General features: G+C 57.7%; 14 protein-coding genes and 2 pseudogenes. 13 read left to right on the top strand and 3 right to left on the bottom strand.

Features of this window, described 5'->3' with window-relative positions:
• Positions 1-111: 111 nt before the first annotated feature.
• Positions 112-1,479 (bottom strand): hypothetical protein, encoded by a 1,368-nt coding sequence (locus NVV94_RS19620; protein ID WP_258444035.1) that lies wholly within the window; start codon positions 1,477-1,479, stop codon positions 112-114.
• Between the two features lie 1,049 nt (positions 1,480-2,528).
• On the opposite strand from NVV94_RS19620, the gene NVV94_RS19615 reads away from it, so the two are divergent.
• The 13 genes and pseudogenes from NVV94_RS19615 to fabF all read left to right on the top strand — a co-directional run bounded on the left by NVV94_RS19615 (position 2,529) and on the right by fabF (position 16,423).
• The gene (locus tag NVV94_RS19615; protein WP_258444034.1) at positions 2,529-4,565 is read left to right on the top strand and encodes an acyltransferase family protein; all 2,037 of its coding nucleotides are present in this window, start codon (positions 2,529-2,531) and stop codon (positions 4,563-4,565) included.
• Between the two features lie 86 nt (positions 4,566-4,651).
• The gene (locus NVV94_RS19610) at positions 4,652-5,611 is read left to right on the top strand and encodes an SDR family oxidoreductase (RefSeq protein WP_258444033.1); all 960 of its coding nucleotides are present in this window, start codon (positions 4,652-4,654) and stop codon (positions 5,609-5,611) included.
• A gap of 2 nt (positions 5,612-5,613) precedes the next feature.
• The gene (locus tag NVV94_RS19605) at positions 5,614-6,630 is read left to right on the top strand and encodes a glycosyltransferase family 4 protein (protein WP_258444032.1); all 1,017 of its coding nucleotides are present in this window, start codon (positions 5,614-5,616) and stop codon (positions 6,628-6,630) included.
• Positions 6,631-6,716: 86 nt separating this feature from the next.
• Positions 6,717-8,711: a nucleoside-diphosphate sugar epimerase/dehydratase gene (locus NVV94_RS19600; RefSeq protein ID WP_258447755.1), complete on the top strand. Its 1,995-nt coding sequence runs from the start codon at positions 6,717-6,719 to the stop codon at positions 8,709-8,711.
• Positions 8,712-8,866: 155 nt separating this feature from the next.
• Positions 8,867-9,112 (top strand): annotated as a pseudogene (locus NVV94_RS19595) (ComEA family DNA-binding protein); the annotation flags it as partial.
• 28 nt (positions 9,113-9,140) lie between these two features.
• Positions 9,141-10,022 carry a tyrosine-type recombinase/integrase gene (locus NVV94_RS19590; protein ID WP_258444031.1) on the top strand — a complete coding sequence of 294 codons (882 nt, stop codon included), beginning with the start codon at positions 9,141-9,143 and terminating at the stop codon, positions 10,020-10,022.
• A 317-nt stretch (positions 10,023-10,339) separates the two neighbouring features.
• Positions 10,340-10,567, top strand: coding sequence for a tyrosine-type recombinase/integrase (locus NVV94_RS26995; RefSeq protein ID WP_408733516.1), 228 nt, complete (start codon positions 10,340-10,342; stop codon positions 10,565-10,567).
• On the top strand, positions 10,473-10,967 hold the full coding sequence (locus NVV94_RS19585) for a hypothetical protein (protein ID WP_258444030.1): 495 nt from the start codon (positions 10,473-10,475) through the stop codon (positions 10,965-10,967). The genes NVV94_RS26995 and NVV94_RS19585 overlap by 95 nt, the downstream gene beginning before the upstream one ends.
• Positions 10,964-11,989, top strand: coding sequence for a site-specific integrase (locus NVV94_RS19580; RefSeq protein WP_258444029.1), 1,026 nt, complete (start codon positions 10,964-10,966; stop codon positions 11,987-11,989). The genes NVV94_RS19585 and NVV94_RS19580 overlap by 4 nt, the downstream gene beginning before the upstream one ends.
• Positions 11,990-12,101: 112 nt before the next feature.
• Positions 12,102-12,362 (top strand): annotated as a pseudogene (locus NVV94_RS19575) (ATP-binding protein); the annotation flags it as partial.
• Positions 12,363-12,691: 329 nt separating this feature from the next.
• Entirely contained in the window at positions 12,692-13,015 is a 324-nt protein-coding gene (locus NVV94_RS19570) for a helix-hairpin-helix domain-containing protein (protein ID WP_258444027.1), read from the top strand.
• 474 nt (positions 13,016-13,489) lie between these two features.
• Complete coding sequence (gene ltrA / locus NVV94_RS19565) at positions 13,490-14,911, top strand: group II intron reverse transcriptase/maturase (RefSeq protein ID WP_258444026.1); 1,422 nt, start codon at positions 13,490-13,492, stop codon at positions 14,909-14,911.
• 237 nt (positions 14,912-15,148) lie between these two features.
• Positions 15,149-16,423 (top strand): beta-ketoacyl-ACP synthase II, encoded by a 1,275-nt coding sequence (fabF, locus tag NVV94_RS19560; RefSeq protein ID WP_258444024.1) that lies wholly within the window; start codon positions 15,149-15,151, stop codon positions 16,421-16,423.
• Here fabF and NVV94_RS19555 read toward each other — a convergent pair.
• Positions 16,404-16,976 (bottom strand): TetR/AcrR family transcriptional regulator, encoded by a 573-nt coding sequence (locus NVV94_RS19555; RefSeq protein ID WP_258444023.1) that lies wholly within the window; start codon positions 16,974-16,976, stop codon positions 16,404-16,406. The genes fabF and NVV94_RS19555 overlap by 20 nt on opposite strands.
• Positions 16,977-17,111: 135 nt before the next feature.
• Complete coding sequence (locus NVV94_RS19550; protein ID WP_258444022.1) at positions 17,112-17,279, bottom strand: DUF2897 family protein; 168 nt, start codon at positions 17,277-17,279, stop codon at positions 17,112-17,114.
• Positions 17,280-17,480 lie beyond the last annotated feature (201 nt).

The raw sequence follows: 17,480 nt of genomic DNA, 5'->3' as shown, positions 1-17,480 counted from the left end.
GGCAATAGCCGTTCAATTCAAGCGCCTCGATGCTCTGCTGCGAGAATCTTGCTCCTCCATCTGGTGGGGCAAGATACTCGCGGCGGCGCTTCAGGCTCGTTGTATGCAGGGCTAATCGTACTGGTTGGTCAGGGGGCCAGAAAGTGTTCGTCGCGGTGACCGTTTTAGACTTAATTGCCAGATATGATGCCAGCCGATTGCAGCGAATGAAAAGAACAGCGGCATCATGAATACTCGCTGGCGAGTACTCCATTCTCCGAAGAATATCAGGTAAGGAATGGTAATCACTACAATGAGTGCGACGAGCGCATAACCAGTCATCCCATGCCTTGTGGCAATTGCCATGCCCATGAAAATGCCAGGCAAGGTGATAATCCAGAAGAGTGTTCCGAAGAGATACAGTTCAATATGATTGGTGCCCGTGACGCCCTCGGTGATTGCTGTCCACGGATAGGGGGCGAACAGTGTCCGGGCGATGGCGCGCGTCGCCGCTTTGAGCGGGTTGTCATTCAGATAGGTACGCCACTGTATGACCGACTCGTCGGACCCTGTTTCGTTTTTATCGGCTTTGAGGGTGGTAGCCTGGGCCTGGATCGGGCTTGTGATCGCCTGGATCACTTGCTTGGGAGTGGGGGGCGAGGGCACGAGGTAGAGCGCGACCCATAATGCGAGCGAAATGACCCCGGCGACGGTGAGGTTGGCGGCGCGTACCTTGGTCTTCTTGATGATCAGGTAAATCACCAGACCGGCCATCACCACACCAAAGGCAATGTATGCGACGAACCTGACGCCCGCCAGCAAGCCCAGGGTAAGGGCCAGGATCAGCGTGAATTTCAGGGACGGTTTCTTGCAGAGATTGCAAATGGCGATAATGGCTACGACGGAAATGAGCGCGGCCAGGGAGTCCTTGATCAGCCATGCGCTGTTGATCGCCGTCGAGGGGTCCAGGGCGACAATGAGTGCCGCCAGGTTACAGATCTTGAATGACCCACCCAATTCCTTGGTGATCATAAAGGCGGCGGCAGGCAACGCGCCGGCTAGCACGGCATTGGCCAGGATGGCGACGCCTACCCAATCGCTGCCGTTGACCTGCCAGAGTGCCAGGAAAGCCGCATAGATCCACTCATGCGTGCCAAGTGCGCTCGCATAGGCAATCCTGGAGTCCGGCATCCACATGTCGTCATAAAGCTGTTGCCAGCCATTGAGGTAGCCGGCCAGGTCATACGCATGGGCATCGACTGGGAGTCCCGACCAGTGCATGAAGAGTGCTTCTGCGTGCAGTTGATAGGTCAATGAATCTACTGGCACATCGCTCCATTGGGGGGTCATCTGCACCAAGAGATTTTTCAAAATGCCAATGAGGATGCCGAACAGTGTCCAGGTTAAAACGACCTTCCTGGCTTCTTTATCAGCCAATAATCGAGTGATCCAAGCGACAAGAACTATCAAGATAGCAAGCGCAAAAGGCGATGAATTCATATTGACACACCGGTGATGTTGTTTTCCAGATCGATGGTTCAAAACTGATGAGTTGGACGCGGATTCAAGTCTGTGTCCTTGAAGCATGATTCATTTAGCGAGATTAGGACGGCAATGATACCTCATTGACGTCATTTAGGCTGGTGAATTAAAGGTCAGTCACAATTGTCATCCGCCGTCCAGTGGGGAGAAGGGCGCTCGCCGGGTTCAATGGAACGTCCAGCATAGCCAAATTTCAAACGATCAATGTTACCGGTAGAAGTTTCTCTGATGGGCTGCCTAGGGAAGAATGCACGCTGTATACTCCGGCGAAAGCGGCGGTCTAGAGCCTCTGCGCAGGTCCGCAAACGGGGCGGTTTAGCGTGTCTGCACGCCCTGGCCTGGTGCAAAAACGATGACCGGTGAAGGTTGGCCAGTCACCCGGACGACTGGTTTCGACAGCATTCAGCTACTGCGCGGGGATGCCTGACCGCGATGGGGCGCGCATCATAGGCTGCCCGTGGCGTATTACTACGGGCGTACCCTATACTTTGCCCGAAAAATCGCATTTTTCCGACCGCTCATTCTAGTTCCCCCGCCAGCCAGTGAGGCTGCTGCATTTCTACGGCAGCGGGGGGCTCTTGTCGATAGGTCGAAGTTTGCGTCTGTTCGAGCAATTGGTTGATCTTAGTCAGCGCTAAAGTCTATGGGTTTGGGGGCATTGTGGCGATGCGGGGGTTTGCGCTGTAGCTGTCGAGTGTCCAGGGTGATTTTGGGGCTGACGATCCAGATTGACGTCCATTGAAATGAGGGGGCTTGATGCTGGTCTTGAATGTGGGGGCGTTAAAGCCTAAGATATTGCGCTTTTTGCCGAAGTTGTCACTCGCATCATCAAGCATGAGAAATATATCCGTCAATCCTTTACCTTTCCGACGTTTTGCCGGCGGTAGAGTGAGGTGCTGTAGGGGCATGAGGGGCGGAAGCGGTTGTGCTCAATCGTGAGTGCGGATGTCGCTGTTTCGGAAGTTTTATAGTTTGTTTGACGTGTTTTCCTTTGTCACGAGTTATCTATGGAAGCCTTGAGCAGTAAAATAATAAAAGAGAGCATTCGTTCTGCGTACCGTCCTGATATTGATGGTATGCGAGCGCTGGCAATTTTGTATGTGGTCATTTTCCATGCCTTCCCCAGCCTGATGCAGGGTGGCTTCGTTGGGGTCGATATATTTTTTGTTATCTCGGGCTTCCTGATCTCCAGTATTATCTTCCGAGGGCTGAAGGGGGGCGATTTCAGCTTTGCCAGGTTTTACTCGCATCGTGTCAAGCGGATTTTCCCTGCTCTGCTGGTAGTGTTGTTTTCCTGTTATTTCGTGGGCTGGTTTGTTCTTCTTCCCGATGAGTTCAGTCAGCTGGGCAAGCATATTGCGGCAGGGGCTGGTTATGTTCAGAATTTTGTTCTGTCGAGCGAAGCGGGTTATTTTGACACCGCTTCTGAGCTCAAGCCGCTCACTCACCTGTGGTCCTTGGCTATCGAGGAACAGTTTTATCTGATTTACCCTGTTGTCATCTGGGGGGCATGGCGTTTAGGGATAAATATCTTCACAGTTGTTATTGTGATGGCCTTGCTGTCCTTCTCGGTTAATGTTCATGGCATTTATCGGGATGCCATAAGTACCTTTTTCGCACCGCAAGCGCGATTTTGGGAGCTTTTGGCTGGTGCTGTACTCGCTTATCTGGATCTTTACAAGCGAGAGCGAGTTTTCAGTGTGATATCTTCATTGGTATTTCATCCCGTGTTTTTTCATAACCCTCCCTTGCCTGAGCGCCGAGAAGCCGTGCTTAGGAATGTCCTCTCTGTTTCCGGCCTGCTGCTAATTATCGTTTCGGCCTTATGGGTTCGCAAAGGTTTCTCCTTCCCTGGGTGGTGGGCTTTAGGTCCTGTGCTGGGTGCCTTCTTGCTCATCTTTGCAGGCCCTTATGCCTGGGTGAACCGGAAGTTACTTGCTAATCCGCTCATGGTGTTTGTTGGAGTTATCAGTTACCCACTTTATCTTTGGCACTGGCCGATCCTGTCCTTTGCGCACATTGTCGCGGGGCATGTACCTTCCCTTGAGGTAAGGGCCGCCGCCGTATCACTGAGCGTTCTCTTGGCCTGGGTAACATACCGTCTGGTGGAAAAGCCAATTCGCTTCGGGGGGCAGTCTCGTATAAAGACGGTCATGCTGGTCGTGTTGTCATTGGTTGTTGGCGTAATCGGCTACTATACATTCCGTCACGATGGTTTTGTTCGTGGATTGGAGCGTTTTGCCAAGGTATCGAAGGCCGCCGGGGAATGGGGCTACCCAGGGCGCCTCACTCATGAGTCCTATAATGGGATTGACTATCTTGTGCAACCCTCTCAGGGGCAAAGCAGTACGCTCTTTGTCGGGGATTCCAATATTGAGCAGTACTATCCCCGTGTGGAAGAGTTCATCAAGAACTCGCCTGGATCTACCCGCGGGGCTATTTTCAAAACGGGCGGTGGGTGCTTCCCTGTGCCCGGTATGAGTTATGATCAAGCGCATAGCCACTGCGGAGCCCTGATGTCCCAAGCGTTGGAGTTGGCCAGAGGCAAACCTGGTGTAGAAAATGTTGTCATCGGCGGTCAGTGGAATGGCTATTTATCGACAGGTTATGGTTTGGTCGACACGGTCGAATATGGCAGTGAACGTTACAAGATTTCCCTGGCCAATCTTTCCTCATATATTCGAGAGCTTGTTGCGCTCAAGAAGAGTGTGTATGTGGTGCTGAATATCCCTACTGGGGAAGCTCTTGATCCAAAGTTTATCGCGCAGCGCAGGCTTGAGAACTTTCCGTCAGTATTTCAAATGCGGGACGGAGGTGTGGATACGTCTGTGTTGGTGGCGAAATATGGCATGATCCAAACCGATCTTGCGCGTGTCGCCGTTGATGCCGGAGCTCGCGTGATAGACCCCATTGAGTTCCTTTGCGACGCGCGTTGTGACTCGCTGGACGCCGAGGGAGAGCCTATGTATAAGGATGCCTTTCACTTACGACCGACCTTTGTTCGCCAGCATGCGACATTCGTTGATCAGACCGTCCAGTACTGATTTATCTTGAAATCACCGTGTAAGTACACTTGGCGCAACTGGATGTGTTTCCCACGCGCCTGCAGGCATGACAAGGCTGGCACTGTATGACCCCTTCCACATTATTGACAGGTGCCACGGGTTTTGTTGGCGGAGCCATTCTCAAGAGGCTTTGCCAGCAAGGCTACCCGGTGACCGCGGTATCCCGCACACCCCTGAACACGCAGGACCTGCCGGCCAAGGTCGTGCGTGTTGATGCCCTTGATGGCAGTACGGCGTGGCAAGACAGCCTGAAAGGCGTCGAGGTGGTGATTCACTCGGCTGCCCGGGTCCATGTTATGCACGATACCGAGGCCGACCCGCTCGCTGCTTTTCGCAAGGTGAATGTCGAAGGCACGCTGAACCTGGCTCGCCAGGCTGCGGGTGCGGGTGTGAGGCGATTCATCTTCATCAGTTCCATCAAGGTCAATGGCGAAGGGACCCGGAAGGGACAAGCCTACCGTGCCGACGATGCGCCGGCACCCGCAGACCCTTATGGCATCTCCAAGAAGGAAGCCGAGGAGGGCCTGATGGCGCTGGCAAGGTCGACCTCGCTCGAAGTGGTGATCATACGGCCGGTGCTGGTGTATGGCCCGGGTGTGAAAGCCAACTTCCTCGCCATGATGAAATGGCTCGACAAGGGCGTGCCGTTACCTTTGGGCGCCATTGATAACCGACGTAGCCTGGTGGCCCTGGACAATTTGGTTGACTTGGTCCTGGTCTGCGTGACGCACCCTGCTGCCGCGAACCAGACGTTCCTGGTCAGCGACGGCGAAGACCTTTCCACCACCAGTTTGTTGAAAAGGATGGCCGTTGCGCTGGGCAAGCCGGCGCGACTGTTGCCTGTTCCCTCCTGGCTGCTCGAACTGGCCGCCAGGCTGCTGGGGAAGCGGGCCCTGTCGCAGCGCTTGAACGGTTCGTTGCAGGTCGATATAGAGAAAACCCGCACGTTGCTGGGCTGGGAGCCACCTGTAGCTGTCGATGACGCCCTGGCCCAGACCGCTCGCCACTTCAAGGAAAATCCGTAGACATGACTCACTGGTGGCTTGTGCCATGTGTAATTCTGATGTCGCTGCTGATGACAGCAGTATTGCGGCGTTACGCTTTGGCCAAAAGCATGCTCGACATTCCCAATGCGCGCAGTTCGCATGTCGTCCCCACGCCAAGGGGCGGCGGTGTGGCGATCGTGCTGGCGTTCCTCGCGTCGATTGCGGTCCTCGGCTACAGCGCGCGAATTGACAGCGCGGCCCTGATTGCCCTGGCCGGTTCGGGCGGCATCGTCGCGCTCATCGGCTTCATGGATGACCATGGTCATATCGCCGCGCGCTGGCGGCTCCTGGGGCACTTCGGTGCTGCGGCCTGGGCATTGTTCTGGCTTGGTGGCTTTCCCGCGGTCGACGTGGCTGGCTACTCGGTCGATCTCGGCTGGTTGGGCGCTATCCTGGCGGCTTTCTACTTGGTCTGGCTCCTCAATCTCTACAACTTCATGGATGGTATCGACGGCATCGCAAGCGTCGAAGCCATCTGTGCCTGCCTGGGCATATGCCTGATCTGCTGGGGGGCCGGCTTCGAGCAGCTGATCCTGCCCCCGTTGCTGCTGGCCATGGCAGTGGCCGGTTTCCTGTTCTGGAACTTCCCGCCTGCGCGGATATTCATGGGGGATGCCGGCAGTGGATTCCTCGGCATCGTGCTCGGCGTGCTGTCGCTCCAGGCTGCCTGGGCCTCGACCCAACTGTTCTGGTGCTGGCTGATCCTGCTCGGTGTGTTCATCGTGGATGCGACCTACACACTGCTGAGGCGCCTGGCTCGTGGTGAGAAAGTCTACGAAGCCCACCGCAGCCATGCCTACCAGTTTGCATCGCGCCGTCATGGCAAGCACTTGCCCGTGACCCTGGCGGTGGCCGCCTTGAATCTTTTCTGGTTGTTGCCAATTGCCGCGTGCGTCATGCTGCTTGGGTTGGATGGGGTGGTGGGCTTGATCATTGCGTACATCCCTTTGGTCGTTCTGGCGGCCCGATATCAGGCAGGGGCTTTGGAGAAGCGCTGAGGGCATCGTTTGCGCAATGATCTAGCAGCACTCAGGTATGGGCAGGAAGCAGGTTGAACATGGGAGCAGTAAAGGTGCACGAAGGGCTGATGGATAGACTGCGGACTGTTTTATTGTCATTGCCGCGTCGTCAGAAACGCTTGCTGCAGGTCGTCACCGACGTGATTCTCGTCTGGGCAGCGCTGTGGCTGGCGTTTCTGGTTCGCCTGGGCATCGAGGACATGGCCGACCCCATCAAGGACCACCTGTGGCTTTTCATGTGTGCCCCGGTGGTGGCCATTCCCCTGTTCATCCGGTTTGGCTTGTACCGCGCCGTCATGCGTTATTTTGGCAATGACGCGCTGATCACCATCATCAAGGCGGTCAGCCTGTCTTCGCTGATCCTCGCCCTGGTGGTGTATTGGTACAGCAGCCGCAATGTCGTCCCCCGCTCAGTCATTTTCAACTACTGGTGGCTCAGCCTGACGATGGTCGGCGGTCTGCGCCTGGCAATGCGCCAGTACTTTCTCGGGGACTGGTTTTCCGCTGCCCAGCATGTCCCATTCGCCAACCGCGATGACGGGCTGCCGAAAGTGGCGATTTATGGCGCCGGCTCGGCAGGCAACCAGCTGATGACCGCGCTGAGGATGGGCAGGGTCATGCGGCCGGTCGCCTTCATCGATGACGACAACAGCATTGCTGACCGGGTCATCTCCGGGCTCCAGGTATACAAGCCTCGGGATATCGAGCAATTGATAGATGTCACCGGTGCCCAGGAGATCCTGCTGGCGATCCCCTCGGCATCGCGCAGTCGTCGCCGGGAAATCCTCGGTTTTCTCGAGGGGTTTCCCCTGCATGTGCGCAGTGTGCCAGGGTTCATGGACCTGGCCAGCGGTCGGGTCAAGGTCGATGACATCCAGGAAGTGGACATTGCCGACCTGCTGGGACGCGACGCGGTTCCGGCACAGGAGGACCTGCTGGAGCGGTGCATTACCGGCCAAGCGGTAATGGTCACCGGCGCGGGCGGCTCTATCGGCTCGGAATTGTGCCGACAGATCCTGGGGCTGGGGCCCAGGACTTTGATCCTCTTAGAGCACAGCGAGTACAACCTATACAGCATTCTGTCCGAGCTCGAACAACGGATTGACCTAGAGTCGCTGCCAACCCGGCTGCTGCCCATCCTTGGTTCGGTGCGCAACCCGGCGCAATTGCTCGACATCATGAAGACTTGGAAGGTCGAGACCGTCTACCATGCCGCGGCCTACAAGCATGTCCCCATGGTCGAGCACAATATCGCCGAAGGCGTTCTCAACAACGTGATCGGCACGCTCTACACCGCGCAGGCGGCATTGCAGGCTGGCGTTGAGAACTTCGTGCTCATTTCCACCGACAAGGCGGTCCGCCCGACCAATGTCATGGGCAGCACCAAGCGCCTTGCGGAAATGAGCTTGCAAGCCCTGAGCCGGGAACTGGCGCCTGTATTGTTCGGTGATTCGAGCAACGTTTCGCAAGTCAACAAGACCCGCTTCACCATGGTCCGCTTCGGCAATGTGCTTGGTTCGTCTGGCTCGGTCATTCCGTTGTTCCACAAGCAGATAAAGGCGGGTGGGCCGCTGACCGTCACCCACCCGAAGATCACCCGCTATTTCATGACCATCCCCGAGGCCGCGCAGCTAGTCATCCAGGCGGGATCGATGGGGCAGGGCGGCGATGTGTTCGTCCTGGACATGGGCGAGCCGGTGCGCATCGTCGAACTGGCCGAGAAGATGATTCACCTCTCGGGCCTGAGCGTGCGCTCGGAGCGCAACCCCCATGGAGACATCGAGATCGAGTTCACTGGCTTGCGGCCAGGCGAGAAGCTGTATGAGGAGTTGCTGATTGGCGACAATGTGATTGCCACGCGGCATCCCATGATCATGAGTGCCCAGGAGGACTACGTGCCTTGGGATATGCTCAAGGAGCAGCTGTCTGCCTTGCTCGGTGCGCTGGCCGACGATGAGTATGCACGGGTTCGCCAACTGCTGCGGGAAACGGTGAGCGGGTATTCGCCAGATGGCGAGATCGTCGACTGGATTTACCAGCAGCGCAGGCTCGATCCATAACGCCAGTAGGAAATAGATACTCGCGTGGTTCACCGGTTTTTTCTCGCAACATCTTTGGTGGTTCCGCGGTTTGCCCTCGTCGTTTCAGGGGGCTAACGTTCGAAGGCAGCGATGGAAACGCTGCCTCTGCAACGTTATGACCAAGGAACCTTCTCATGCGCAATTCTTTGCTCAGCTACCTGTTACTGCCTCTCTTCACTTCCCTGTCTTTCTCTATGAGCGCAGCGCCAGGCACCGGCGACCCTTCGCCACTCATGGCCAATGTCGAAATGGCCCAGCCCGCCAGGCTCAATGTAAATACGGCCGATGCTGTGTCCTTGCAAAGCCATTTGCTGGGCATCGGCAAGGCCAAGGCCGAAGCGATCGTCGCCTACCGGGCCGAACACGGCGCTTTTGCAAGCCCGCCATCACCTCATTGAGGTTCGCGGCTTGACGCCGCCGACAGTCAGCCAGCATATCTCGACCATTGCCGACTTTCTGACTCAGTCCGTGCCACACGAGGCGGCGCTTCTGGATCTGTCGGCGCCGGCCGTAGAACAGTTTGTCATTACCAAGGACCAACTGATCAAGCGCCAGAGCCTGCAGCATTCCATCGCCAGATTGCGTGCCTTTCTCCGCTACTGCTTCGACCACGGCCATATCCGGGAGCGCCTCTATACGATCGACACGCCGCGCACCTATCGCGGCGAAGCTCCGCCGCGTGCCCTTGCCTGGCGTTTGGTGCAGCAACTATTGCAGTCAGTCGATCGCGACAGCAAAGCCGGTTGGCGCGACTACACCATCCTGCACTTGATGGCTTACTACGGATTGCGGCCATCGGAGATCGTGGCGCTCACCGTGGCATCGATAGATTGGAGAGCCCGGACATTGCGTGTCGATCAGAGCAAGACCAGCTCGAACTTGATCCTGCCGCTATCCGATCAAACGCTGCGCCTGCTCAAGCGGTATTTGCATTGCGGTCGGCCTGGCAGCACTTGGCCGGAACTGTTCCTGCGTGTAAGAACACCGCTGGCTCCGATACAGCATTACGCGGTCTGCAAACTCTACGAGAAGCGCGCGCGGCAAAGCGGACTGCCGCTCGATGGCAGCTCTTCCTATTGCCTGCGCCACGCCTTCGCCATGCGATTGCTTGAGCGCGGTGTGGGCATCAAGGCGATCGGCGATTTGCTTGGGCATCGCTCGCTGGAAAGCACCTGCGTTTACCTTCGGCTGCAAACCGAGTCGTTACGTGACGTGGCACTGCCCCTTCCATGCTGGCATAGAAGGGAGACCTCCATGTTTCCCACTGAGACCGAGACTCACTCGACTTGACCATTGCGCGCTATCTGCAACTTCGGCGATCGCTTGGTCGAGCTTATGGAAATGAAGAGCGTGTCCTCGCGTCGGTCCGTCAGTTCCTAGTGGAGGCGACATGTACGGATCTTGACTACGATCGCTTCCTTGGGTGGTGCAACACCCTCGCCGGGCTTAGCGCCACGGTGCGACGCAACCGGCAGCGCATCGTGCGCAACTTTTGTCTATATCGACAGCGCACCGAACCGCAGTGCTTTGTGCCCGACCCCAACCACTTCCCGCGACCCTGTCCCGCCGTCACCCCCGTCATCTTCGGTTCGAGCGAGGTCGCGAGTATGCTCGCGGCTGCCGAGCAATTGAGTCCGGTGCCTACCTCGCCTCTTCGGCCAGCGGTCCTGCGGCTGGCCGTCGTGCTCCTCTATACCGCGGGACTACGTCGCGGCGAACTGCTACGGCTGACCCTGGCCGATGCCGATTCGGCGCAAGGCGTATTGCATATCCGCGAATCGAAGTTCCACAAATCCCGCTTCGTTCCACTATCTGTCGCAGGACGCCCATCGTGAGCTGCGCGCCTATCTCAAGCAGCGGCTGGCGCCGCCCTTCAGCATCACGCCGAATTCTCCCTTGCTGTGCAACTGCGCCAGAGGCTTGCGCGGCTATACGGGGACAGGAACAAGCGGTGGCATACAAACGCTATTCCAAGCTGCAGATGTTCACAGTAGCGATGGCCGACGGCCGCGGATTCATGACTTTCGGCATAGCTTTGCCGTCCAGGCACTGCTGAGTTGGTATCGGCAAGGCGCCGATGTGCAATCCAACCTGCCGAAACTAGCGCTGTATATGGGGCACGTGTCGATCGTCTCTACCGCTTATTACCTGCGTTGGATGCCGGATATTGCGGCAGCGGCCAGTGATCGCTTCCAGGCCCACTTCGGCCATTTGATTGCTGGAGGTGCGCCATGAAGCCCGCTCGGCCCAACTCGCTTGGCAATTGCATCACGCACTTCTTCCGGGAGTATCTGCCCGAGCTCCGTGGCATAAGCCTGCACACGATTCGCAGTTATCGCGATGCCGTCGTGCTGTTCTTGCGATTTGCCTCGGCTCGCAGCGAACGGGGCGTCGAGGATTTGGAACTCGACGATTTTACGGCAGAGCAGGTCAGCCAATTCCTGACGCATCTGGAACAGGAGCGTCACAATGGTGTCGCGACGCGCAATGCACGGCTGGCTGCTATCCACACCTTTGCCCGATTCCTGGCCAGCGAACGCCCGGAGCATCTAGCCGAGTTACAGCGGGTGCTTGGGCTGCCGTTCAAGCGCGGCGCCCGCAGCGCACCAATGGCGTATTTCGAGCCTGACGAAGTCGACGCGGTGCTCAATAGCATTGATCGCACTACCGACTCGGGGCGGCGCGACTATGCATTGTTTGCGCTGATGTTCAATACCGGTGCTCGCGTGCAGGAGGTACTCGATCTGCAGGTACGCGACGTGAGAACCGAGCCGCCGCACCAAGTACGTCTGCGTGGCAAGGGCGGGAAGATTCGTTTATGCCCCATCTGGCCGCATACCGCGGTGCTGCTGCGGGAACTGGCTCAGCAGTCGGCACAGACCATAGCGCCGGAGGCGTTTCTGTTCACCAACCGCCACGGTGCCAAGCTCACGCGGTTCGGTGTTCGCTACCTACTCAAGAAATATGTGGCAGCGGGCACACCGGTGGCCAACACCATGCGAGAGAAGCGACTTCATCCGCATTCGCTTCGACACGCCACAGTGGTTCATTTGCTCAAGGCTGGCGTTGACTTCGCCACAATTAGCCAGTGGCTGGGCCATGCGACGCTGAACACGACCATGGTCTATGCCCGGGTGGATTTGGACATCAAACGCCAAGCGCTTGCCCAGGTGTTTCCCGAAGTGTTGGCGTCGCCACGTGCCGGCCATCTGTCGCCGGCTGCGGTCGATGTGGTCGATTGGCTGAAACGGCTGTGAGTGGTTATGTGGAGTTCGGGCGGTTGGAGTCGGCGCAGCGCGCCATGTTTCCTGCTCAACTCCACATAACGGGGTGCGTAACAAAAGTCCAGTAATGTTGAGCTCAACATCACTGGACGACTGGGGCTTGGCACCGTTTAGCGCTGAACAACGGCGCGACATGCTCGAGCTGTTGGACGACCGTTACGGCCAGCGCTCGACGCTGGTGACCAGCCAGATGCCGGTGGACAACTGGCATGCACTGATCGGTGACCCGACCCTGGCCGACGCCATCCTCGACCGCTTGGTGCATAACGCCTATCGTATCCAATTCCAGGGTGAGTCGATGCGTAAAAGGACTCGGAAATTGACGACACCAGGGCAATCGGATTAACAATACCCACCCTGCGTCGCTGCGCTCCGACTGCCCGGCCGGATGGCCGTGGAACAGGTGGCCGGATGTGCGTGGATTACCCGGCCGGATAAGCGTGGAATGAGTGGCCGGATGGCGTGGAATCCGCACTGTACCTTCAATGCATGGCTCCAACATCATGCAGCCGCACAAAAATCTCCAAGCATTCAAGGGTTTGAAGAATTATCCTCTTTCATATTTTAGCCTTGAGTTCGGCGATCGAAGTTTGACAGTCAGCTCGTGGTTACTAAGGTTCACTGGCAGCGATGGAAATGCTGCCCTTGAATTTTTTTGCTACGGAGCCCTTCCCTATGAACAAAACCTATCTTTCCTCCCTCCTGTTTGCATTGCTGGCTAATGCGTCTTTGTCCGTCTATGCAGCGCCCCCTTCTGCTGCACCAGTTGACAAGCCGGTCTCCGCCCAAACGGCGACCACCGCCAAGGTCAATCTCAACACTGCAGATGCTCAGACTCTGCAGCAGGAACTGTCGGGCATCGGCCGCGCCAAGGCTGAAGCCATTGTCGCCTATCGGGAAGCCAACGGTGCATTCACTTCCGTTGACGAATTGCTCGAGGTCAAGGGCATCGGCAAGGCATTGCTCGACAAGAATCGTGACATGGTCATGATCAACTAATCCAGGTTCTCCCCATACGAGGCCGGTCAATGACCGGCCTTTTGCTTGTGCGCCAGGCATGGCGCGTTGCGCGTTAGCGCAACCAGCTTGGCTGTGGTGGCCTCGCTGGTGACTTGGAGGTGAAAGTCCTCTACACACCCGGCAAGGGGAAGTGTTAGCCAGAGGCAAGGGTGTCGCGGGTGACTGCGAATCTGAAGGAAGCCCGAGGCAAATTGCTGGCCTGACGAACAGGAAACGGATAGAGGCGGCGCAGCGGGGTAAGAAGGCAAGCATCTTCAAAGCCCGATACTTGCACGGAACGCTGTGACGTAGATCCGACAGGCATAAGCAGGAAGGTCGCGCGAATTACCCTGGGATATCTGCACGTTTGCCAGTGTGCTACCGAGCGCCGCGAGGCGACGGGATGAGCGTGCAGAAGTCAGCCGAGGCCGTAGTAAGTGGCGATTAACCCCGCCACCAAGGGCCGAACAGGTTATGCCGCCAGTAGGCGTCAGAGTCTCATCGAATGCTGAAACGCAGAATATTCTCCAAGAGAAAACTGTTACCCCAAGTCCCGGACGGTATCCGAGGATGACGGCTGACAGGGCGCAAGCATCGACGGCGTCTGTGACGTGGACGAACGCGGAGCCGGACACGCTGATGGCGCGGGTGCTTGCACCCGCCAACCTCAAGCGTGCGTATCAACGCGTAGTCAGCAACAAGGGCGCACCGGGTGCCGATGGCATGACGGTCGACGAGTTGGCGGGCTACGTGAAACAGTATTGGCCGATTCTCAAGAACCGATTGCTGACCGGCGAATATCACCCGCAAGGTGTACGCGCCGTCGACATCCCCAAACCCAAGGGCGGGACAAGACAACTGGGCATTCCCAGCGTCGTGGATCGCCTGATCCAGCAGGCGCTGCTGCAACAGCTCACGCCGATCTTCGATCCGCTGTTCTCGGACTACAGCTACGGCTTTCGTCCAGGCAGAAGCGCTCACCAAGCCATCGAAACAGCTCGCGCCCATGTAGCAGCGGGACACCGTTGGTGCGTGGAGCTCGATCTGATGAAGTTCTTTGATCGGGTCAACCACGATGTATTGATGGCCTACATCGAGCGTCAAATCGAAGATAAACGTGCGCTCACGTTGATCCGTCGCTATCTCGAAGCGGGAACGATGTCAGGCGGACTCGTCAGCCGACGGCAGGAAGGGACGCCACAAGGCGGCCCGCTCTCGCCGTTGCTGTCGAACATCCTGCTCAACGAACTTGACCGCGAACTGGAACGGCGGGGCCATCGCTTCGTGCGTTATGCCGATGACGCGAACATTTATGTGCGCAGTCGCCGTGCCGGCGAACGAGTGATAGCCGGCGTCGAGCGTTTCCTGAACCAGCGATTGAAACTGGTGCTGAATCGGGAAAAGAGCCGAGTCGTCGGTTCTTGGGTATGTGATTACTTGGGCTACGGGATGAGCTGGCATCAGCAGCCGAGACTAAGAGTGGCGACGATGAGTCTGGATCGCTTACGCGACCGACTTCGAAGCCTGCTGCGCACAACGCGAAGCCACAAGATGGCGAGCGTCATCGAGCGGATAAACCCCGTGCTGCGCGGCTGGGCTGGCTACTTCAAGCTGAGTCAGAGCAAGCGGCCACTTGAGGATCTTGATGGCTGGGTGCGTCACAAACTTCGCTGTATCATCTGGCGCCAATGGAAGCAGCCCTCTACGAGGGCGCGCAACTTGATGCGTCTAGGGCTCAACGAAGCTCGTGCTTGTAACTCAGCATTCAATGGTCGAGGCCCTTGGTGGAACTCGGGAGCACCCCATATGAATCAGGCGCTGCCGAAGAAACTATGGGATCGACTCGGGCTGGTCTCAATACTGGACACGATAACCCGGCTTAGCCGCTTAACCTGAACCGCCGTATACGGAACCGTACGTACGGTGGTGTGAGAGGACAGCGGATGTAAATCCGCCTCCTACTCGATTTCCGGGGGGGGATGATTTGACAGTTTAAATTGTAATTATAATATTACTAACCGAGGTGCGGGAACGTTCGGGCCTGGATAGGGCCAAAATTCCAAGGTTCCTTCGTTGCAGATGTGGCCGTTCGCTACAAACAGTGGTTAAACCCATCATCGAGGTATGGACTGCATGAGTGTACGTAGAGTCGTAGTGACGGGAATGGGCCTGGTTTCTCCGCTGGGTTGTGGTCTGGACCCCGTCTGGGAGCGACTTTTGGCTAGTCAATCGGGCCTCAGGCGCCTGCCGGATGCGGTGGTCGAAGATTTACCGGCCAAGGTCGGCGGTGCCGTACCATCGATTGCCGATGATCCTAGAGCCGGCTTCGATCCCGACGCCGCCGTCGCGCCCAAAGAGCAGAAAAAGATGGACCGCTTCATCCAGTTCGCCCTGGCAGCCGCCAAAGAGGCGCTGGCTCAAGCCAAGTGGGCACCACAGGACGAGCAAGGCCAGACTCGTACCGCAACCATCATCGGTTCCGGGGTCGGTGGCTTTGGGGCAATCGCTGAAGCAGTCAGGATCACCGATACCCGCGGCCCGCGGCGTTTGTCGCCGTTTACCATTCCGTCATTCCTGGTCAATCTGGCGGCTGGGCATGTGTCTATCGAGTACGGTTTCAAGGGCCCGCTAGGTGCGCCGGTGACGGCGTGTGCGGCGGGGGTGCAGGCGATTGGTGATGCGGCGCGGTTGATTCGTAGCGGGGAGGCGGATATCGCGCTTTGCGGTGGGGCGGAGGCGTGCATTGATCGGGTGAGTCTGGCCGGCTTTGCTGCTGCCCGGGCGTTGTCGAGTGGTTTTAATGACACGCCGCAGCGTGCTTCTCGGCCTTTCGACAGTAGCCGTGATGGCTTTGTCATGGGGGAGGGGGCTGGTCTGTTGGTTATCGAGTCGCTGGAGCATGCGCTTGCGCGTGGCGCGACGCCGATTGCCGAGGTGGTCGGTTACGGCACCACGGCGGACGCTTATCATCTGACGGCCGGGCCGGAGGATGGCAGTGGGGCCAGGCGTGCTATGCAGTTGGCCATTGAGCAGGCGGGCATTTCGGCCGCGCAGATCCAGCATCTCAATGCCCACGCGACTTCGACGCCGGTTGGTGACAAGGGTGAGTTGGCGGCCATCAAGGCGGTGTTTGGCGCTAGTAACGCTGTGGCGGTGACTTCGACCAAGTCCGCGACGGGGCATTTGCTTGGTGCAGCCGGTGGCCTGGAGGCGATTTTCACGATTCTGGCGATTCGCGATCAGATTGCGCCGGCGACGCTCAATCTGGAGGTGCCGGATGAGGACGCCGAAGGTGTGGATATCGTCAGTGGCAAAGCCCGGCCCATGCCCATTGAATACGCCATGAGCAATGGTTTCGGGTTTGGTGGGGTCAATGCCAGTGTGGTGTTCAAGCGCTGGCAGGGTTGACCGCTTGTTGCTTCAAATGCGCGCGTACGGTGTCGAGGATGTGATCGGAAAACTCACTGTCCTGGACGCTGCGTGACAGCAGCAGTGCTCCGACCAGCGTCGACAGCATGACGATGCTCTGTTCATCGCCTTCGGTTTCGCCCAGGGCTTTGCCCAGCATCTCCAGGCGCAGGCGAACGGTTTCGTCGGTGATCGGGCTGGCGGCTCCGCGCTGGCCCATTTCGGCGGCCATGGTTGGCAGCGGGCAGCCATGTTCCGGGTTTTGCCGGTGGCTCTTGCTCAGGTAGCTGTCGATAAAGGCCGGTAGCGGATTGTCCTTGGCAAAGATCTTTTCGCAGTGTTCGTTGAGTTCATCCGAGGCATCGCGCAGGGCGATCTCGACCAGGTCGTCCTTGGATTTGAAGTGGGCATAGAAGCCGCCATGGGTCAGGCCGAGCGCTTTCATCAGCGGCTGCAGGCCGGTTGCGCCAATGCCGTCGCGGCGAAAGCGGGCAGAGGCTTCCTTGACGATACGTTGGTGGGTCTGGGCTTTGTGATCTTGCGAATAGCGCATGGTCGGGGCTCCGTGGCATGGCTGATCAAATGTTGATCATCATTTTACACCGGCACGGTTCTGGCCGCAGCAATGCCCGCATACTTTCAGTACGTTAAAGGATCGTTCCCGCGGGGCACGGGAACGATCACGGCGTCAGCGGTCTTGCGCGTCCTTGGCATCCATCTCGGCATTGCGTTCGTGAATGCGTTTGAGCTGCTCTTCGGTCAAAGGCAGCTTTTTCGCAGTGTCGCGCAATACCATCAGGCCGCCAACGATCAAGCCGATTGCAATCACCAGGATCAACCAGGCATACCAGGGCATGTGGACCTCCTTGAAGGTCAGGCAGTGCCGGGCGGGATCCCGGTCAATCTGCGCTTATACCACTTTGAGTGATTTCTCAGGGTGGTGGTTCAATTATATGCTCTGGTTGGCCGGATTGCTCTGCGGCGGGCCTCAGCGCGTAGTTACGTGTCGCATGGACGATACTTCCCGTGCTTTGACCGGTGTCTGGGCTTGCTTTGG

Source organism: Pseudomonas sp. LS1212, assembly GCF_024741815.1.
In the GTDB taxonomy this organism is placed as follows: domain Bacteria; phylum Pseudomonadota; class Gammaproteobacteria; order Pseudomonadales; family Pseudomonadaceae; genus Aquipseudomonas.
This window is presented reverse-complemented; position numbering and strand designations above follow the sequence as displayed.